General features: G+C 73.0%; 12 protein-coding genes. 3 read left to right on the forward strand and 9 right to left on the reverse strand.

Annotation, left to right across the window (positions count from 1 at the left end):
- Positions 1–8: 8 nt before the first annotated feature.
- On the reverse strand, positions 9–2,183 hold the full coding sequence (locus OG928_RS12440; RefSeq protein ID WP_406283055.1) for an ATP-dependent DNA helicase UvrD2: 2,175 nt from the start codon (positions 2,181–2,183) through the stop codon (positions 9–11).
- Positions 2,184–2,334: 151 nt separating this feature from the next.
- On the opposite strand from OG928_RS12440, the gene OG928_RS12445 reads away from it, so the two are divergent.
- Positions 2,335–2,586, forward strand: a complete 252-nt coding sequence (locus OG928_RS12445) for a mycoredoxin (RefSeq protein ID WP_406283057.1) — start codon at positions 2,335–2,337, stop codon at positions 2,584–2,586.
- 73 nt (positions 2,587–2,659) lie between these two features.
- Here the strand turns inward: OG928_RS12445 and nudC are convergent, their stop codons facing one another.
- Complete coding sequence (nudC, locus tag OG928_RS12450; RefSeq protein WP_406283058.1) at positions 2,660–3,580, reverse strand: NAD(+) diphosphatase; 921 nt, start codon at positions 3,578–3,580, stop codon at positions 2,660–2,662.
- Between the two features lie 234 nt (positions 3,581–3,814).
- Between nudC and OG928_RS12455 the strand changes: the two genes are divergently transcribed.
- Entirely contained in the window at positions 3,815–4,669 is an 855-nt protein-coding gene (locus tag OG928_RS12455; RefSeq protein ID WP_406283060.1) for an endonuclease/exonuclease/phosphatase family protein, read from the forward strand.
- Between the two features lie 18 nt (positions 4,670–4,687).
- Here OG928_RS12455 and OG928_RS12460 read toward each other — a convergent pair whose 3' ends face one another.
- The 5 genes from OG928_RS12460 to OG928_RS12480 form a co-directional block, all read right to left on the reverse strand.
- The gene (locus OG928_RS12460) at positions 4,688–5,818 is read right to left on the reverse strand and encodes a PP2C family protein-serine/threonine phosphatase (RefSeq protein WP_406283061.1); all 1,131 of its coding nucleotides are present in this window, start codon (positions 5,816–5,818) and stop codon (positions 4,688–4,690) included.
- A gap of 146 nt (positions 5,819–5,964) precedes the next feature.
- Positions 5,965–9,411 (reverse strand): UvrD-helicase domain-containing protein, encoded by a 3,447-nt coding sequence (locus OG928_RS12465; RefSeq protein WP_406283063.1) that lies wholly within the window; start codon positions 9,409–9,411, stop codon positions 5,965–5,967.
- 81 nt (positions 9,412–9,492) lie between these two features.
- The gene (locus OG928_RS12470; RefSeq protein ID WP_406283065.1) at positions 9,493–10,206 is read right to left on the reverse strand and encodes a hypothetical protein; all 714 of its coding nucleotides are present in this window, start codon (positions 10,204–10,206) and stop codon (positions 9,493–9,495) included.
- Between the two features lie 202 nt (positions 10,207–10,408).
- Positions 10,409–13,654 carry an ATP-dependent helicase gene (locus OG928_RS12475; RefSeq protein ID WP_406283067.1) on the reverse strand — a complete coding sequence of 1,082 codons (3,246 nt, stop codon included), beginning with the start codon at positions 13,652–13,654 and terminating at the stop codon, positions 10,409–10,411.
- 216 nt (positions 13,655–13,870) lie between these two features.
- Positions 13,871–14,257, reverse strand: a complete 387-nt coding sequence (locus tag OG928_RS12480) for an MGMT family protein (RefSeq protein WP_406283069.1) — start codon at positions 14,255–14,257, stop codon at positions 13,871–13,873.
- 237 nt (positions 14,258–14,494) lie between these two features.
- Here OG928_RS12480 and OG928_RS12485 point away from each other — a divergent pair, with 237 nt between their 5' ends.
- Positions 14,495–16,837 (forward strand): YbhN family protein, encoded by a 2,343-nt coding sequence (locus tag OG928_RS12485; protein WP_406283071.1) that lies wholly within the window; start codon positions 14,495–14,497, stop codon positions 16,835–16,837.
- A 92-nt stretch (positions 16,838–16,929) separates the two neighbouring features.
- Here the strand turns inward: OG928_RS12485 and moeZ are convergent, their stop codons facing one another.
- The gene (gene moeZ, locus OG928_RS12490) at positions 16,930–18,111 is read right to left on the reverse strand and encodes an adenylyltransferase/sulfurtransferase MoeZ (RefSeq protein WP_406283073.1); all 1,182 of its coding nucleotides are present in this window, start codon (positions 18,109–18,111) and stop codon (positions 16,930–16,932) included.
- A 186-nt stretch (positions 18,112–18,297) separates the two neighbouring features.
- Positions 18,298–20,163, reverse strand: a complete 1,866-nt coding sequence (locus OG928_RS12495) for a DUF3152 domain-containing protein (RefSeq protein ID WP_406283074.1) — start codon at positions 20,161–20,163, stop codon at positions 18,298–18,300.
- Between the last annotated feature and the right edge of the window lie 14 nt (positions 20,164–20,177).

The raw sequence follows: 20,177 nt of genomic DNA on the forward strand, positions 1-20,177 counted from the left end.
CTCGAATCTCACGCCCCGTCCGGAACGATTTCCGGCTCCGGGACGCCCTCGAACTCGTCGGGATCCGACTCGATGGCGAGCTCGTGACCGGCACACAACGCGAGCACGTCGTCACCGAAGCGCTCCAGTTTGGTCCGGCTCACTCCCGGAATCGCCGCGAGCTGGCGCTCGTTGAGCGGCCGGACCTCCGCGATCGCGGTCAGCGTCGCGTCGGTGAAGATGACGAACGCGGGCTGGCTGTGCTCCGTCGCGCGCTCGAGCCGCCACTGGTGCAGTTGCTCGAACAGGTACGCGTCGACATCCGACGGGCAGTCCAGACACCGGCCGATCTTGCGCTCCGCGGCGTCCTGGAGCGCCTTGGCGCAAACCCGGCACCGCACGGGGCCGACCTTGCGTCGTGGCCGGACCGTTCCGTCCGGACCGCGGCCGGCACCCGGCGAACGGAACGCGTCGGGGCGCGCAGAGCCGGTGCCGCGCAGGCCGTCGAGAAAGCGGGAGGGGTTGCGCCCGCGCCCGCCCGGCGTGCGCGAGAGCGCCCACGACAGGGTGAGGTGCTCGCGGGCCCGGGTCACCCCGACGTAGAGCAGCCTGCGCTCCTCCTCGATCTTGGCCGCGGTGTCCGCGTAGGCGATCGGCATCATGCCCTCGTTGAGCCCGACCAGGAACACCGCGTCCCACTCGAGCCCCTTGGCCGCGTGCAGCGACGCGAGCGTGACGCCCTCGACCGTCGGCGCGTGCTGCGCGTTGGCCCGCTCGGCCAGCTCGACGGTGAAGTCGCGCAGCGTCGCGTCGGGCCACTTCACCGCGAACTCCTCGGCGAGCCGAAGCAGCGCGGCCACCGATTCCCACTTCTCCCGCGCCTGGCCGGATCCGGCGGGCGGCTCGGCGCTCCACCCGGTGTTGCCCAGCACCGCGCGCACCTCGGCCGGCAGGTGTGCCGGCTCCGGATCGGATCCGGACGAGATCGCGTGCGCGCGCAGGAACCCCATCGCCTGCCGGACCTCCGGCCGCTCGAAGAACCGCTCGGCGCCCTTGAGCAGATAGGCCACGGACTGGTCCGCGAGCGCCTGTTCGTACGACTCGGACTGCGAGTTGGTCCGAAACAGCACGGCGATCTCGGCCGGCCGCACACCGTCGTCGATCAGCTTGCGGATCTGCTTCGCGGTGCTCTCCGCCTCGGCCTGTTCGTCGGAATGCTCGACGAAGCGCGGGTCCGGGCCCTCGCCGCGCTGCGAGATCAGTTCGAGGCGGTGCTTGGCGGCCTCGCCGGTGGCGTGCGCGAGCAGCCGGTTGGCCAGGCCCACGACCTGCGGGGTCGAGCGGTAGTCCCGGACCAGCTCGACCAGCCGCGCGCCCGGGTGCCGGCGGCGGAAGCCGAGCAGGTAGGCGGGCGTCGCGCCGGTGAACGAGTAGATCGTCTGGCTCGCGTCGCCGACCACGCACAGACTGCGGGCCCGGTCCGCCCACAGGTCGAGCAGCCGCTGCTGGAGCGGGTTGACGTCCTGGTACTCGTCGACGGTGAAGTGCCGGTATTGCGCCTGGACCGCCTCGCGGACCTCGGGCCGGTCGTCGAGCAGCCCGATCGTCAGCAGCAGCACGTCCTCGAAGTCCATCCGGCCCTGGCCGGACTTGATCTTCTCGTAGGCGGCGTACACGTGCGCGATCTCGGCGGCCTCGCGCGGCGGCTTGCGGCCGGCCTCGAGCAGCGCGCGCGGGTAGTCGTCGGGCGCGGTCTGGGTGGCCTTGGACCACTCGATCTCGCTCGTGATGTCGCGCAGCTCGGTCCGGTCCGCGCGCAGCCGGCAGTGCTGCACGGCGTCCCGGACCAGGGCGATCTTGGTCTCGACGAGTTGCGGCGGCGGGCCGGCGAAGACTTTCGGCCAGAAGTAGTGCAGTTGCCGCAGCGCGGCCGCGTGGAACGTCCGCGCCTGGACGCCGGGGACGCCCAGGTCGCGCAGTCGGCCGCGCATCTCCCCCGCGGCGCGAGCCGTGAAGGTGACCGCGAGCGTCTGGGTGGGCTGCATCGCGCCGGTGAGCACGCCGTAGGCGATCCGGTGGGTGATCGCGCGCGTCTTGCCGGTGCCCGCGCCGGCCAGCACGCACACGGCGCCGTCGACGGCCTCGGCCACCTGCCGCTGCTCGGGATCGAGCGCGTCGAGGACGTCGTCGGGGGAAGCGATCATCGGCCCATCCTCTCAGGCATCCCGGACGGCCGAGGTCGGTTGTCCACAGGCGCCCGGGATGTGCACAGGTGTGGAATCAAACGCGCGGTCCGCACGTTTGGGCCTTCGACAGCCGTTCCCGGTCCGGGCGAACACAAAGGAGTGCATGACGATGTCGGCCCCCGTGACGATGTACAGCACGACGTGGTGCGGCTACTGCCGCAGGCTCAAGAGCCAGATGGAGCGCGAAGGCATCGCCTACACCGAGGTGAACATCGAGCAGGACCCCGAGTCGGCCGACTTCGTGATGAGCGTCAACGGTGGCAACCAGACCGTTCCGACCCTGCTCTTCGCCGACGGGACCGCGCTGACCAACCCGAGCCTGGCCCAGGTCAAGGAGAAGGTCGCGGCCGCGGCGGCCTGACCCGGCCCCTCGCACGCACCCGGCCCGCGACGGACGTCCGTCGCGGGCCGTGCCGTGTCCGCAGTGAGCGCCGCTACCAGTGGTTGCCCTCGTCCAGCGGCTCGCCGTACCACTTCTCGATCAGGTGCCGGGCGATCGAGAGCGTGCCCGGCAGCAACACCTCGCCCGCGTCGATCGCCTCCTTCAACTGGGTGCGACCGAACCACCGGGCCTCGGCGATCTCCTCGCCGTCCACCCGCACCCGGTCGTCGACCGCGTACGCGATGAAGCCCAGCATCAGGCTGGAGGGGAACGGCCACGGCTGGCTCGCGACGTACTCGGTGGACGCCGTGACGACGCCGACCTCCTCGTGCAGCTCGCGCGCGACGGCCTGTTCGAGCGACTCGCCGGGCTCGACGAAGCCGGCGAAGGTCGAGAACCGCTTCTCCGGCCAGCTCGGCTGGCGGCCGAGCAGGCATCGGTCGTCGCGATCCAGGACGAGCATGATCACGGCCGGATCGGTCCGCGGGTAGTGCTCGGCGCCGCACGCCGGGCAGCGCCGCACGTGCCCCGCCGCGGCCGACTCGGTCGGCTGCCCGCAGCGCGCGCAGAAGGTGTGCGTGCGGTGCCAGTTCTGCAGCCCGGTCGCGTGCACGAGCAGTCCGGCGTCCCGGTCGTCCAGGAGTGTGCCGAGCGTGTAGAGGTTGCCCTCGCGGACCCCCTCCGCGGGCTCGGGCAGGTCCTCCGCGGCGATCGCGAAGTAGGCCACGCCGGCCGGGTCGACGCCGAGCAGGTAGCGCTCGCCGTCCGGGGCGTCCGCCGAGCCGACCAGGACCAGGTGTGGTGCGCCCTCCTCGCCGAACCAGTGCGCCCGGCCCGGCGCCAGCACCAGGACGCGGGTCTCGGGCCTGTGCCACGCCCGGTCCAACCACGCCTCGTCCAGGCGGTGCTCGGCCGCGCGGTCGAGTTCGGATCGGGCCAGGGCCTGCCCCGCGGCAGGCTTGGGGTGGATCAACTGACGTCCCTCCCGGATCGTTCGCCGTTCCGTCGCCGCGAGGCCCTCCCCAAGTGGGCGGCCCCGGGTGGGTGGCGGCCTCCGCGCCCTCGGGCGGCAGCGGCTTCCCCACCTTCTCATCGACCCGACGGCGGCCGTCGCCGGGTGGTGGGGACCCGCCCCGGGACCGGGCCGGCGGTCGGACGCGCGGCGATGAATCCGCGTTCGCCGGCCGTGCGGGGTTACCGTCGGCCGATGACCACGTTGCGCGTCGCGACCTTCAATCTTCTCCACGGCATGGACCTCGCCGACGGCGAGTCCCGTCCCGACCGGCTGCGGACCGCGCTCGCCGATCTGGACGCCGACATCGTGGCGCTCCAGGAGGTCGACCGACATCAGGGGCGCTCGGGCGGCGCCGACCAGGCCGCGCTCGCGGCCGAGGCGCTGGGGATGTCGCAGTGGCGGTTCCTGGCCTCCGTACACGGGGTCCCGGCGCCCGTGGCGGGATGGACCGAGGACGAGCCGGATCCGGCCGAGCGCCGGGTGTACACGGCCGGCGAGCGTGGCGAGGGTGGTCCCGCGTACGGCATCGCGCTGCTGTCCCGGCTGCCCGTCTCGCGCTGGCGGGTCCGGCGCTTCCCGGCCGCGCCGCTGAGCCTGCCGCTGCGGGTGCAGGGGCGCCCGGGGCTCACCCGGGTGCCGGACGAGCCGCGCGGCGTGCTCGCGGCGGTCGTCGAGGGGCCGCGCGGCCCGTTCACCGTGCTCGCGGCGCATCTGTCGTTCGTGCCCGGCTGGAACATCTCGCAGCTCGCCCGGATCCGCCGCTCCACCGCCGACCTGCCCGGCCCGCAACTCCTGCTCGGCGACTTCAACCTGCCCGGGCGGATCCCGCAGGCGGTCGTGGGGCGACGCGGCCGCGGCGCGGGGGCCGGCGCGGTGCGATGGCGCTCGCTGGCGCGCGTGCCCACCTATCCCTCGTATCACCCGCGCGTGCAATTCGACCATGTGCTCGGGCACGGCATCGGGCCGGACGCGGTCCGCCGCACCGAAGCCGTCCGCCTGGGCGTCTCGGACCACTGCGCGCTCGTGGTCGAACTGGAGGTGGGCTGAGCTCGGCCGGAAAAGCGCTCAGGCGCTCAGCTGCGCCCCGCGCAGCCCGTCCTGGCGAACGACCACGGGCGCGTACTGCAACAGCACCATCGCCGCGTCGTCCTGAAGCGGGTGGCCCACGTGCCGCCGCACGTCCGCCTCCAGGCGGTCGAGGGTGTCCTCGACACCGGGCAGGCTGTCGGGCGCGCGGTCCGGCAGCGGATAGAACTCGCCGGCGGCATTGCGCGCCTCGATGATCCCGTCCGTGTAGAGCAACAGGCGGTCCTCGGGCAGCAACGGCACCCGCAGCACCGGCAGCTCCAGCTTGCGCAGGTCCAGGATGCCCAGCGGCGGGGTCGGCGTCGGCGGGTCGAGCGCCTCGGCGTGCGCCGAGCGCAGCAGCAGCGGCGACGGGTGACCGCAGTTGAGGATGTCCACGCACGCCTGGTCGTTCGGGAAGCCGAGCAGGATCAGCGTGACGAACTCCTCGTCGTCCTCGCCGAGCCGACGCTCCAGGCTCGCCGAGAGTCGGCGGGCGACGCCCTGCAACTCCTCCTCCTCGTACGCGGCCTCGCGGAAGGCGCTGAGCACCGCGGCGGCGGTCCGGACCGCGCCGAGCCCCTTCCCCCGCACGTCGCCGATCGCAACCCGGATGCCGAACGGTGTCGGCACGACCTCGTACAGGTCCCCGCCGATCCGCGCCTCGGCCGCCGCCGCGCGGTAGCGCACCCCGACCGTGAGCGAGCCCATGTGCTGCGGCACCTGGGGCAGCAGCACCTCCTGGGCGGCCTCCGCGACGCTGCGCACCTCCTTGATGGTGCGTTCCTGGCGCATGCGCACGTGCACGCCCGCCCACGCGGTCGTGGTCACGAGCCCGATCGACACGAGTGTCACGTACGGTTCGCCGCCGCCGCGGCCCTGACCGAGCGCGGCGAGCCCCAACGCCACCACGGCCGCGACGACCCCGGTGACGAGCGGCCCGCGCGGGGCCGTCTGGGTGAGGCCGGACAGCGCGGGCGCGACCGCGAGCAGCGGACCCACGTGCACGTTCTCGGGCGTCCCGGCGGCCAGCACGACCACCGCGAGGATCAGCAGGAAGGGCAGCAGGCGCAGGATCAGGCCGATCACGGGCAGCAGCGGGCGGTCTCCCTCGACGCCGACGCGGCGCAACGCCCGTCTCGTTCGTGCTGGTCCGCGCACCGGTGTTGGTCCCGTCCCGTTCGAAGTCCGCCGTACTCCCGATTCTCATAAACCATACGAGTGTCGGAATCCGGCCGCATCGGACCCGTCCTCACCGGACCCGGGTTTCCCCGATGTCACACACCTCCGCCCTCGGCCGGATCATCACCGTCCGTGAACAACTGTTCCAATTCGATGCGACCCGGAAGGCCCTTGGGCCGGACGAGTTCACCGGTGCGCACATACAGGAACGCCGCCGAGACCTGTTCGAGCGGCACCTGCGCGTATTCGGCCCACGCGAGCCGGTACACCGCGAGTTGGAGCGGGTCCGCGTTCTGGACCCGGTTGGTCTTCCAGTCCACGACCTCGAAGCCGTCGCCCTCGCGATAGACCGCGTCGATCCGGCCGCGTACGATCCGACCGCCGAGGAAGAGCTGGAACGGCGCCTCGACGCGGTGCGGGGCGCGCTGCGCGTACGGCGTGCGCAGGAACGCGTCCTGGAGCGCGAGCAGGTCGGCCTCGTCGGTGATCTCCTCGTCGGCCGCGCCCGGCAGGTCGTCGGGTTCCAGCAGCGGGCGTTCGCCGAAGAGCGACTCGACCCACGCGTGGAAGCGTGTGCCGCGCCGGGCCGCGGGGGCCGGCGGGCGCGGCATCGGCCGGGCCAGCTCGCGCGCGAGGCCGTCGGGGTCGGCCGACAGCCGCAGCATCTGGGACGCGGACAGCGTCGCGGGCAGCGGTACCTCGCGCACCCCGGACCGGCCGCGGCGCAGTTCCTCGGCCAACCGGATCAGGTCGCGGTCCCACGACTCGATCAACGCCACCTCCTCCGGGCCGGGCTCGAACCGGGCGGGGCCGTCGACGACCGGGTGCTCGGCGCGTACCCGGTCGGAGTGCTCGCGGGCGCCCTCGTTGCCGCGCGAGGGCTCGTCGTGCGGCGGCGGTTCGGGGGCCTCGTCGCGGATGTCCTCCGGCGGCTCGTCCCATTCCGGGTCCTCGGGCACGTAGGCGTCGTACACCTCGACCGGCACCTGCTCCCCCTGCGGCCCGACCGCCTCCCCTTCCGCCTCCTCCACCGAGGGGTGCTCCACGGCGTGGTCGACCCGCCGGGCGGCGTCGCGCCGCGCCAGCTCGGCGAGCACCGCGTCGGCCGCGCGCCGGCGCTCGATCAGCGCGGTCGCGTCCAGCGGGAGCGGCCACGCGTGTTCGGCGGCGGCGTCCAGGTGCGGGTTGACCGGTTCGTCGGGTTCGGGCGTCCAGACCTCGACGCTGCCGTTGCCGGCCGCGCAGTGCTCGTGCAGGCGGGTGAGGAACTCCGACGGGCCGCGCGGCTTCTTCTGGGTGGGGCCCCACCAGTGGCCGGACGCGATCAGCAGCTGCTTGGGCCGGGTGAAGGTCACGTAGCCCAGCCGCAGCTCCTCGGTCACCTGGTGTTCGCGCATCGCGGCGTCGAACGCCTTGAAACCCTTGGGGGTCGGGTCCGGCAGCACCGCGAGGGCCTCGGCGTCGCCGCGCAGCGGGTGCGGCAGCGCCTTGCCGTTGGTGATCCATTTGGTCTGCGTGCGCACGCTCGGGAAGACGCCCTCGACCAGGCCCGGCACGACGACGACCTCCCATTCCAGGCCCTTGGACTTGTGCGCGGTGAGCACCTTCACCGAGTCGCCGGCGTTGGGCAGGCTGCCGTCCAGGCCCTTGTCGTGCTCGGCGGCGGTGCGCAGGAAGGCCAGGAAAGCGGTGACCGAGGGGTCGCCGTCCAGATCCGCGAAGCCCGCCGCGATGTCCAGGAAGGCGTGCAGCGTCTCGCGGCGGCGGGCGGCGAGCGCGCCGGGCGACGCGGACAACTCGACCTCCAGGCCGGTGGTGCCGAGCACCCGGTGCAGCAGGTCCATCAGCGGTTCGCCCAGGTGTCGGCGCAGCTCGCGGATCTCCGTGGCCATCCGCGCGAACCGGCGGCGGGCCTCGGCCGAGAACGGCAGGTGCTCACCGGGGTCGGCCAGCGCGTCGGACAGCGAGACCACCTCGGTGGGGTCGATCCCGGCGACCGCCTCCTCCAGGCGCGCGTCGGCGTCGTCGTCGCCGGCCCGCTCGACCCGGACCAGTTCGGCCGCCCGGCGACCCAGCAGGGCCAGGTCGCGCGCGCCGATCCGCCAGCGCGGCCCGGCCAGCAGCCGCACCAGGGCGGAGTTGGCGGTGGGGTCGTCGAGCACCTCGCAGATCGCGACCAGGTCGGCCACCTCGGGCAGGTGCAGCAGCCCGGACAGGCCGACCACCTCGACGGGGATGTCGCGCAGCACGAGGGCCGCGTGGATGTCGGCGAAGTCCGCCGCGGTGCGCGCGAGCACGGCGACGCCGCCGGGGGTGATCGGGTCGCCGTTCTTGTCCGGGACGGTGTCGATCGCGACCTTGATCCGGTCGGCGAGCCAGTCGATCTCGTCGCGGTGGGTGGGCAGCAGCGCGGCGACGGCCCAGCCCTCGCCCTCGGCTCCGGGCCCGGCCCGCAGCGCCTCGACGCCGCTCTCCGGGGTGCGCAGCGGCGCGGAGAGGTCGTTGGCGAAGGCCAGGATCCGCCCGCCGCTGCGCCGGTTCTCGGACAGCGAGTAGCGGTCGGCGGGGGTGCCGTCGCGGTGCGGGAAGTGCACGGGGAAGTCGTGGATGTTGGCCACGGACGCGCCGCGCCAGCCGTAGATGGCCTGGCACGGGTCGCCGACCGCGGTGACCGGGTGGCCGAGCCCGAACAGGCCCTGGAGCAGCACGCGCTGGGCGACGGAGGTGTCCTGGTACTCGTCCAGGAGCACGACCCGGTAGGTGTCGCGCAGGATCTCGCCGACCTCGGGCCGCTCCCCCGCGATCCGCGCGGCGTAGGCGATCTGGTCGCCGAAGTCGAGCAGGTCGCGGCCGCTCTTGGCCTTGGCGTACGCCTCGACCAGGCGCGCGAGGTCGAGCCGGTGCCGGGCCGCGTCGGCGGCCTTGCGCGCGCCGGCGGAGGGCTTCGGGGCGGCCTCGACGTCGGCGACGAACGCCTCGTCCCAGGCCCGCAGGCGTTCGATCGGCACGAGGTGCTCGGCCAGCTCGCCGCCCAGGTGCAGCACCTCGGCGACCACGTCGGGCAGTCGACCGGTCAGTGTGCGGAACGGGCCGCGGGCGGTGCGGGCGGCCCGCGCGGCGAGCTGGTAGCGGGTGGCGTCGGCGAGCAGGCGCGCCGACGGTTCCAGGCCGATCCGCAGGCCGTGCTCCTGGAGCAGCCGGCCGGCGAACGCGTGGTAGGTCGACACCGTGGGCTCGCCGGCGTCCTCGTCGGCCGGGATCTCGCCGCCGCGCAGCTGCCCGATCGCCTTGCGCACGCGCTGCGCCAGCTCGCCGGCGGCCTTGTTCGTGAAGGTGAGACCGAGCACCTGGTCGGGGCGTACCTGTCCGGTCCCCACGAGCCACACCACGCGCGCGGTCATCACGGTGGTCTTTCCGGATCCGGCGCCGGCAACGATGACGCCCGGTGCCAGGGGCGCGAGCACGGCGTCGAGCTGCTCCGGTGTGAAGGGGATCCCCAGCAGACGACACAGGTCGTCCGGGTCGGTCAGTACGGCGTGCACCGGAGGAAGACTAGCCCCGCCCGGCGACAGGACAGGTCGCCGAGCGGGGCCGAGGGTTTCCCGGTGCGGTGGGACCGCCGGTCAGCCGTCCAACTTCTCGAGCGCGCCCTGGTCGACCACCTGGTCGGCGGGCGGCGCGGTCGGCGCGCACTTGGTCTTGCCCTTGGTGATCTTCAGGTTCAGCGTGGTGCCGCCCTCGACCTTGACCAGGATCGGGTAGGGCTTGCCCTTCTCCGCGACGTAGAGGGTCGTGGTGTCCTCTTCGTCCTTCTGCTTCTTGCTGAGCGGGATCAGCTTCATGCCGTCGATCGTGACGACCTCGCCCTTGACGACCCCGTCGGTCGACCCGTCGAAGAAGTCGGTCGGGTCGCCGAAGCCGTCGTCCGCGGGGGTCTTGACGTACTTGCCGTCCATCAGCTTCAGGGCCGCGTCCTTCGTGGACGCCTCCTCGACCTCGCCACCCATGGTCTTGGCCCAGAAGGCGGCGTCGGCCTTCATGAAGAGGTCCTTGCCGATCTTGATCATCTCGACCGGCGAACCGTCCATCTTCATGCTGCCGGTGAGGTCCGAGCCCTTGATGCAGATGTCCCAATCCATGGTCATCTCTTCGCTCTTGCCGCCGCCGACCATCTTGTAGGCGTCGACGCCCTTGAGCAGCGCGAGCGCCTCGTCGGCCAGGACCTTGGCGTCGGTGCCCGCGTTGGACTTCTCCTCGGAGTCGCCTCCGCACGCGGTCAGGCCGGCCACGGCGAGCGCGGCGGTGGAAACGGCGATGGCCATGCGTGTGACGCGCATGTGGCTCCTTGCACAAGGGGACTGAAAAGCTGTGGCCCTTGAGTATGGCTATGGCAAAAACCGCGCCGAGGCCGCCCCTTTTTGGTCGCTTTTCAACCGATCATCATCAACCACCCGCGCTCGGTCGGTCGCGTTCGGCCACCGGAGAGACTCGGCCCCGGGTGCCCGGGTCGACCGTCAGTCGACCTGCCCGGGTCGACCGTCAGTCGACGGTCATCCGCCCCTCCGGGCGGGCGCTGCAGCACCTGCGGAAGTCGCACCGGTCGCAGTGCGACCCCGTGGAGGGGGTGAACCGCTCGCCGAGGATCCGGCCGGCCACGTCGGCGAGCAGTCCGCCCACCCACGTCCCGCCGTCGGGGCCCGGCAGCGGCGGGTCCTGGGCCAGCACCAGGGGCTGCTCGACGTCGCCCTTGTCCGCCGACCGCAACTGGATCAGCTCGGCGCCGCCGGAGTCCGGCCGGCCGCCCTCGAACCCGGGCAACGCGTCGAGCGCCCCGTTGGCGACCGCGACCTGGTACACCGCGAGTTGCGGGTGCTCCTCGATCTCGGTCCTGGTCGGCGGCTTCCGCCCGGTCTTGAAGTCCACGACGTAGGCGAGGCCGTCGTCGCCGCGCTCGACCCGGTCCATCGAGCCGCGGATCACCACCTTGTACTCGCCCGCGGTGAGTTCGACCTCGAAGGCGTGCTCGGTGGCCGCGACCACCCGGTGCCGCTCGTGGGTGTGCCAGGACAGGAACCGCTCCAGGGCGGTGCGCGCCTCGTCCTTCTGCTGCTCGGACTGCCACGGCGCGTCGAACGCCAGCGCGTCCCACACCCGGTCGAGCCGGTCCATCAGCACCGGCAGCTCGGCGGCGGTCGCACCGGTGCCGACCTCGTCGGCCAGCGCGTGCACGACGTTGCCGAAGCCCAGCGCCGCCGAACGCGGCGAGTCCGCGTGCACCTCGCTGCCCAGGAACCAGTTGAGCGCGCAGTCGCGCACCTTGGACACCGAACTGCCGGACAGCCTGACCGCGGCATCCGGATCCCGGATCGGCACGCCGGGGTCGGTCGTCTCGACCAATCCCCACCACCGGTCGGGGTGCGCGGCGGGCACGAGCATGTACCCCTCGTCGTCGCGCAGGTCCGCGAGCGCCGCAAGCCGGCGCGCGGCGGCCCGGCGCAACACGGCGGGCGCGAGCGGGTCCACCGCCGCCGAACGCAACTCGGCCACCAGGGCCGACGTCGACAGCGGCCGCCGCGGCCGCTCCTTGATCTCCACGGCCGGCACGCCCAGTTCCTCCAGGAACCGGGACGGCTGATCGCCGTCGTCGTAGCTGGAGTCGACCGCGGTCACCACGAGCCGCTCCTTCGCGCGGGTGACCGCGACGTAGAACAGCCGGCGTTCCTCCGCGAGCAGCGCGCCCGGCGACAACGGCTCGGCCAGGCCGTCCGAGCCGATCCGGTCCGCCTCCAGGAGCGAGCCGCGCCGACGCAGGTCCGGCCACAGCCCCTCCTGTACGCCGGTGACCACGACCAGGCGCCATTGCAGACCCTTGGCCCGGTGCGCGGTCAGCAGCCGCACCGACTCGCCGCGCAGCGCGCTGTCGTCGAGCCGGTCGCCGGGGATCTGCTGGGCCTTCAGCTCGGCCAGGAAGTTGAGCGCGCCCCGGTGGCCGGCCCGCTCCTCGGCCCGCGCGGCGACCTCGAACAGGGCCACCACCGCGTCCAGATCGCGGTCCGCGTTGCGCCCGGCCGTACCGCCGCGCAGCACCGAGCGCTCCAACCGGCCCGGCCACGGCGTCCCCTGCCACAGCTCCCACAGCGCGTCCTCGATGCTCCCGCCGCCGTCGAGCACCTCGCGCGCCTTGCCGATCAGCAGCCCGAGCCGCAACGCCCCGCCACCGACCCGCTGTTCTATCGCGACCAGTTGCCCGGGCTCGGCGAGCGCATCCCGAATCAGCTCGGCCGACGGACGCGTGCTGGTCACCGAGGCGCCCGACGCGGCCCGCTCCTCGGCCCGCAACGCCCGCCCCAGCAACCGCAGATCGCCCGCGTCGAGCCCGCCCAGCGGGGACTGCAGCAGCGTGCGCGCGGTCTCCGCGTCGAGCACGCCCGGGTCCGCCGCCACGTGCAGCGCGGTCAGCAGCGGCGACACCGCCTGCTCGGCCGCGATCGGCAGTTCGTCGCCCGCGATCTCCAGCGGCACGCCGGCCGCCGACAGGGCCCGCCGGATGCCGGGGATCGAGCGCGCCCCGGACCGGACGAGCACCGCCATCTGCCCCCACGGCACCCCGTCCTCCAGGTGGGCGCGGCGCAGGATGTCGGCGACGTTGTCGAGTTCGGCACCGGGCGTGGGGTACGTGTACACCTCGACCCGGCTCGGGTCCTCGGCGCCGGACACCGACGGGATCAGCTCGCGGTGCGCGCGCACCCGGTCGCCGGGCAGCCGGCTCAGCGGCATCCGCTGGGTCACCACGCGCGACGCGGCGAGCAGCCCGGCCGGGGCCCGGCGCGACGTGCGCAGCACCACGATGTCGGCGGGCTCGCCGTCGGCGCGCGGGAAGCGGTGCGGGAAGTCGAGGATGCCGTTCACGTCGGCGCCGCGGAACGCGTAGATCGACTGGTCCGGGTCGCCCACCGCGATCAGGTCCCGGCCGTCCCCGGCCAGCGCCGCGAGCAGCCGCACCTGCGCGGGGTCGGTGTCCTGGTACTCGTCGACGAACACGGCCTTGTACCGCCCGCGCAGGATCTCCGCGGTCTCCGGCCGCTCGGCCAACAGCACCGCGCGGTGCACGAGTTCGGCGTAGTCCACGACGCCCTGCGCGTCGATCACGTCGAGGTACTCGGCGAGGAAGTCGGCCGCCGCCCCCCAGTCGCGCCGCCCGGTGTCCTCGGCGAACCGCGCGAGCGCGTCCGGGTCGAGGCCGAGTTCGCGGCTGCGCGCGATCACCGCGCGCACCTCGTCGGCGAACCCCCGGGTGCCGACCGCCGCGCGCAGCTCGGCGGGCCACACCAGGCTGCCCTCCTCGACCCCGCCCGCGAGCAGCTCGCGCACGAACACGTCCTGCTCGGGACCGGTCAACAGGCGCAACGGGTAGCTGAACAGCTCGGCCGGCTGATGCTCGCGCACCAGGCCGTAGCAGAACGAGTGGAACGTGGTCGCGGTCGGCAGCGCCCCCGTCCGGGACCCGCCGGCCCGAAGCCGCGCGGTCAACCGGTCGCGCAGTTCGCCCGCGGCCTTGCGGCCGAAGGTCAGCACGAGGATCTCCTCGGGCCGCGTCCCGCGCGCGACCCGGTCGGCGACCGCCTCGACGAGCACGGTGGTCTTGCCGGTGCCGGGACCGGCCAGGACCAGCAGCGGCCCGCCCCGATGCTCGACGACGGCGCGCTGGTAGTCGTCCGGGATCACGGGCGGGGGCGGCACCACGGGGGTGCGTCGCAGGCGGTACGCCGGGGTCGGGGTGGTCATCGTGGCCGGGGGTGCCTTCGGGTCGCCGTCAAAGCCTTGAATCCAAACCTGCCGAGCCACGCGCGAGCCCGGCTCGCGGCGACCTGGGTGAGGTGGCCGCGCCCCGGTCGGCAGGGCGCGGCCGATGCCCATCAGATCACACCCGGCTCACCCGCCCCGCCCACGATCCCCACTGCGGCAACCGGCATCGCGCGCGCTCCAGGCCCCACCCGGGGGTCAGTCGGACCGGGCCGATCCGCCCCGAGCCGCCCCCGCCCGTCCCGGGGACGATGGAAGTGCCTGGTCGGGGGGCACGTCTTCGGCCTCCGGCACCCATCGCGCGCGGCCCATGTCCACCCGCTCGCCGCCCGATCGCAACGGCGTCCCCTCGGCCCGATAATGCGCGGGCGCCCGCACGGCGTGGCTCGACGGCAACGACCCGTCCGCCCGCACCACGCGCCACCACGGCACCCCGCCGCCGTACAGCGCCATGACCCGCCCCACCTGCCGCGGACCGCCTTCCTGGAGGCTCTCGGCGACGTCTCCGTAGGCCATCACGCGGCCGGGCGGAATGCGCTCGACCAGGTCGAGCACCCGCTCGGCGAAGGGGTTGGGGTCACTCATCCGCACATGGTGACAGAGTCGTCGGACAGCGGGGCGGACAACGGGTCCAAGCACGCGTCGGACGCCGCCGAACCCCTTTCGGCGGCACTTCGGCGCGGCCGGGCGCAAACGCGGGCGCGGCTCGTGGCACCATCGACGCGGTGGTGACGGGTGATACGAGAGCATGACGAGGCGACCGCGACGGGTGCCCCCGGGATCGGGCGCGCCCTCGTAGTCGAGCCCTCACAGCCGCTTCGCGTGCACCGATCGTCCGACTTGATCCGGGTTCTGGTCGGCGTGATCGCGCTCGGCGTGGTCTTCTTCCTCGCCAGTATCGCCCGCCAGACCACGTCCGGCCTGGAGTCGGACATCGTCCGCGGCGCCCAGAACAGCACGCCGCACCTGCTGCTCAACCTCTCCGGCGGCGTGTTCGCCGTCGCGGTGCTCGTGGTGCCGGTGGCCTACGGCATCGAACGCCTGATCAGCCGCGACGGCTTGCGGGTCGCCGACGGCGTGATCGCCGCGGCCGTGACCTACCTGGCCTCGCTCGGCCTCGACTGGTGGGTCACCGGGCCCGGCCCCGAGGCGCTGCGGGACGCGCTGACCCGACCGCTGCCGCTGCCGCAGACCGGCTGGACCGACCCCGTACACGGCTATCTCGCGCCGATCGTGGCCTATGTGACGGCGGTCGGCCTGGTCCGCAGGCCGCGCTGGCAGCTCGTGGTGTGGACGCTGCTCCTGCTGAACGCGGCGACCGTGCTCGTGGGCGGCTACACCACCCCCGTGGCGCTGCTGACCAGCGTGCTGTTCGGCCGGACCATCGCCTACGCGACGCTGTACGCGGTCGGCCTGCCCAACACCCGGCCGCCGGCCGAGTCGGTGGTCGCCGCGCTGCGTCGCTTCGGCCTGGTCGCGCTGTCGTGCGTGCGCACCGACGACGGCCCGGAGGAGACCCGCCGCTACGCGGTCCGGCTCGCCGACGAGCGCCTGCTCGACGTGACCGTGCTCGACCGCGACCAGCAGACGTCCGGCGCGATCTACCGCTTCTACCGACGGATGGTGCTGCGCGGGGTCACCCAGCGCCGCACCGTGCTGTCCACCCGCCGGGCGCTCGAACAGGAATCGCTGATGGCGTACGCGTGCGCCGACGCGGGCGTCCGCGCGCCCCGCCTGGTCGCCACCACCGAGGTCGGCCCCGACGCCGCGCTGCTCGCCTACGCGCACGTGCCCGGGCGCACCATGGAGGCGCTCGACGACGAGGAGCTCACCGACGAACTGCTGGCCCGGGTGTGGGAGCTCCTGGGCCTGCTCCAGGCGCACCGGCTCACGCACCGCAGGCTGGTCGCGGAGAGCATCCTGGTGGACGGCACCGGCGAGCCGTGGCTGGTCGACCTGCGGGCCGGCGAGATCGCGTCCGGCGACCTGTCGCTGCGGATCGACACCGCGCAACTGCTGACCTCGATCGCGCTGCGGGTCGGCGAGGAGCGCGCGGTGCACACCGCCGCCGAGGTGCTCGGCGCGGACACCGTCGCCGCGTGCCTGCCGCTGTTGCAGAAGGTCGCGCTGAGCCGCAGCACGCGAGCGGCGCTGCGCAAGGACAAGAACCTGCTCTCCCGGATCCGCGAGCAGATCCTGGAGCTGCGCCCGCAGGCCGAGATCGAACCGGTCCGCCTGGAGCGGGTCCGGGCCCGCACCCTGGTCACCGTGGTGGCCAGCGCGTTCGCGGGCTACTTCCTGCTCTCCCAGCTCAGCCACGTGGACCTGGGCAAGATCTTCGAGAGCGCGAACTGGGGCTGGGCGGCGCTGGGCCTGCTCGCCTCCTCGCTCAGCTACGTGTGCGCCGCGCTGATGCTGCTCGGCTTCGTCCCGGAGCGGCTGTCGCTGTTCCGCACCACGATGGTCCAGGTGGCCGGCTCGTTCGTGAAGCTGGTCGCGCCGCCGGCGGTCAGCGGCGTCGCGCTGAACACCCGCTACCTGCAGAAGGCCGGCATCCCGCCGACGCTGGCGGCCGCGAGCGTCGGCGTCTCGCAACTGGGCGGCCTGGTCTTCCACGTCGGCCTGCTCGCGTTCTTCGGGTACATCGCCGGCACCGCCGAGACGCCGTCCTTCGCGCCGTCCGGCGCGGTGATCGCGGGCCTGCTCGTCCTCGCCCTGGTGAGCCTGCTGGTGATGGCCGTACCGCCACTGCGGCGCTGGATCGTCAAGCAGTTGCGCACGCTGTTCTCGGGCATCGTGCCGCGCCTGCTCGACGTGCTCCAGACGCCCACCAAGCTCGCGGCGGGACTGGGCGGCACCGTACTGCTGACGCTGTCCTTCATCCTGTGCCTGGACGCGAGCGTGCGGGCCTTCGGCGGCTCGGCCAACTTCGCCGCGATCGCGGTGGTCTTCCTCGCGGGCAACGCGATCGGTTCGGCGGCGCCGACCCCGGGCGGCATCGGCGCGGTCGAGGCGGCCCTGATCGCGGGCCTGACCAGCACCGCCCGCCTCCCCTTCGAGACGGCGACCGCCGCGGTGCTCCTCTACCGCTTCCTCACCTTCTGGCTCCCGGTCCTGCCGGGCTGGCTCGCGTTCACGCACCTCCAGCGCAAACAGGCGATCTGACCCCGCGCACGCGAACGCCGGAGGGGCTGAATCCAGCCCCTCCGGCGTTCGAACACACATCGGTCACCGATCCGGCGACCCGTCCGGTGGATCTAGTAGACGGGCTTCTCCGGCTCGATCTGGTTGACCCAACCGATCACGCCGCCGCCCAGGTGGACCGCGTCGGCGAAGCCCGCGGACTTGAGCACGGCCAGCACCTCGGCGGAGCGGACGCCGCTCTTGCAGTTGAGCACGATCCGCTTGTCCTGCGGGAGCTCCTCCAGGGCGCGGCCCATCAGGAACTCGTTCTTGGGGATCAGCCGCGAGCCCGGGATCTTGACGATCTCGTACTCGCCCGGCTCGCGAACGTCGATCAGGTCGATGTTCTCGCCGGCGTCGAGCCATTCCTTGAGCTGACGGGGCGTGATGGTCGATCCGAGCGCGGCCTCCTGGGCCTCCTCGGACACGACGCCGCAGAACGCCTCGTAGTCGATCAGCTCGGTGACGGTCGGGTTCTTGCCGCAGACCGCGCACTCGGGGTCCTTGCGGACCTTGACCGTGCGGTAGGTCATCTCGAGCGCGTCGTAGATCATCAGCCGGCCGACCAGCGGCTCGCCGATGCCCATGAGCAGCTTGATCGCCTCGTTGACCTGGATCGACCCGATCGACGCGCACAGCACGCCGAGCACGCCGCCCTCGGCACACGAGGGGACCATCCCGGGGGGCGGGGGCTCCGGGTAGAGGCAGCGGTAGCACGGCCCGTGCTCGGACCAGAACACGCTCGCCTGGCCGTCGAAGCGGTAGATCGAGCCCCACACGTACGGCTTGTTCAGCAGCACGCAGGCGTCGTTCACCAGGTAGCGGGTCGCGAAGTTGTCCGTGCCGTCGACGATCAGGTCGTACTGCGCGAAGATCTCCATCACGTTGTCGGCTTCGAGCCGCTCTTCGTGCAGGACGACCTCGGTGTACGGGTTGATCTCCTTGACCGAGTCCCGGGCCGACTCCGCCTTGGAGCGCCCGATGTCGCTCTGGCCGTGGATGATCTGGCGCTGCAGGTTGGACTCGTCGACGGTGTCGAACTCGACGATGCCGAGCGTGCCCACGCCCGCCGCGGCGAGGTACATCAACGCCGGCGAGCCGAGGCCACCGGCGCCCACACAGAGCACCTTGGCGTTCTTCAGGCGCTTCTGCCCGTCCATCCCGACGTCGGGGATGATCAGGTGGCGCGAGTAACGACGGACCTCGTCGACGGTCAGCTCGGCGGCCGGCTCGACCAGAGGTGGTAGCTGCGACACGGAAACTCCGATGGTCGGACTGTCTAATCTCGGCTGTTTTCCTATGGCAACAGTGCCACGCCCGTCCCGATTCCCGGACATGGGGTCCGGTGCGTGAGACGTGCCGGCGCCCCGCCGCGCCCGAGCGCGGGGGCGGGCCCTACAGGAGTGTGCGGGACGCGCCCCGGACGGGATCCGGGGCGGGTCTCAGCTCGCCTTGTTCCGGGGGTGGGGCCAGGGGTTGGCCACGCACTCCTCGCCCTTCATCGCGCCCGTGCTCGCCACACGCGTCTTGGTCTGCTGCATCATCACGGGCGCGAGATCGGAGCCGATGCTCCCCGCGCCGCACGCGGTCTCGTGCCGGTGCCCGATCCGGTGTCCGACCTCGTGGTTGATCAGCATCTGCCGGTAGCCGACGATGTCGTCGCCGTAGGCGGTCGAGCCCTGGGCCCAGCGCCAGGCGTTGATCATCACCCACTTCTGGCCGTACGCGTCGCACGAGACGTTGTCGGCGCTCGTGTCGCCCACGATCGGGCTGCAGATCTTGTGCACCGTTCCGGGGCTGGCCAGCCGCACCACGAAGTCGGCCTTGGTGGTGTCGGTCCGCTCGAAGGTCAGGCCGTCGCTCGCCCAGCTGCGCGGGTCGTTCAGCGTCTTCTGGACCGTGGTGGCGAACAGCTCGCCGTCGAGCTGGAGCCCGTTCTCGATCTCGACCGCGTAGGTGTACTTCTTGCCGGCGCCGGCCGCGGCCTGCTTGCCGGGCACGGTGGTGAAGTCGCCGCTGAGCCCCAGCTTCGGGTCGAGCGGGAAACGCAGCGTCAGCTGGTCGGTGGTGGTCGGCGAGTTCGGCGTCGGCATCGGGACCGAGGAGGCCCCGCCGGGCTGCTGGACCGCCTCGCGCTCGTGGTCGCGCGACGCGGAGGGCTGGTCGGTGCGCTGCACGCGGTCGCCGGCCGCGGCCTGGTCGTCGCCGGCCGCCTGGCTCGACGAGTTGTCCTCGGGCATCTGCAACACGACCGCGCCCGCGAGCACCGCGCCGGTCACCACGACCCCGCCCGCGGCGACGAGCGTGCGTCGCCCCTTGCGCGGCGGGGGCCGGTTCGCCCGGCGCGTGTTCGCCCGGCCCTGCGGCGGGCCGAGGCGGTCCGCGTCGGGTTCGAACCCGAACGCCTGCTCCGGCTCCGGAACCGCCGCGCTCTCGAACTCCTCGTAGTCGTCCGTCGGTTCGCCCGCGAAGGAGAGCTGCTCCAGTTCCACGTCGGAGACCGGTACGACCCACGGCTCGGGTTCCATCGCGTACTGCCCGATGCCCGGCCCGTCGTCCGGCACGTGCTCGGTGGGCGGGTCGTACAACGCGTCGACCAGCGGGTCCTCGGCCGGCGCCACGATCGGGTAGGCGCCCGAGGTGTCGTAGCCGTAGCCGACGAAGCTCTGCGGTTCGAACGTGGTGGTGTCGTACATCGGCGCGGCGGGCGCCTCGACGATCGCGTGCACGCCGCTCGCGTAGGCGTCCGCGGCGTAGGGGTCGTACGAATCGCTCGGGTAGCCCACGGCGGCGTGGCCGGCGGTGCCGTAGGCGTCCGGGACGTAGCTGTCCGGCGCGTAGGTGTCCGGGACGAACGTGTCCGGCACGCGGGTGTCCGTGGAGTAGCCGTCCGCGGCGTAGCCGGCGAAGCCGTTCTGCGCGCCGTAGGGCTCCAGCGGGTCGTCCCAGTGCGCGGGCTCGCCGGGCATCGTCCCGGGCACCACCCACATCCCGGACGACGCCTCCGGCGCGGGGTGCTCCCAGCCCTGCTGCGGGTCCACGTACGTCTGGGTGCCGGTGTGCTGCTGCGTCGCGTACCCGCCGTAGCCGGCGTCCACGTAGCCGGTGTCCGTGGGATAGGCGTGATGGCCGGTGTCCTGCTCCGGATACCCGGTGAGGCCGTACGACGTGTCGGCGCCGGTCCACTCCCCGCCGTATCCGCCGCCGTACCCGCCGTCCTGGGCCTGGCCGTAGGCGACCTGCTGCGGCACCGACGCGTAGGCGCCGGACGGGCCCTCCTCCGGCAGCCCGTCCGTGCCGTACTGCACGCCGGTATGCGATC

Source organism: Embleya sp. NBC_00896 (genome assembly GCF_045207785.1).
Taxonomy (GTDB): Bacteria; Actinomycetota; Actinomycetes; order Streptomycetales; family Streptomycetaceae; genus Embleya.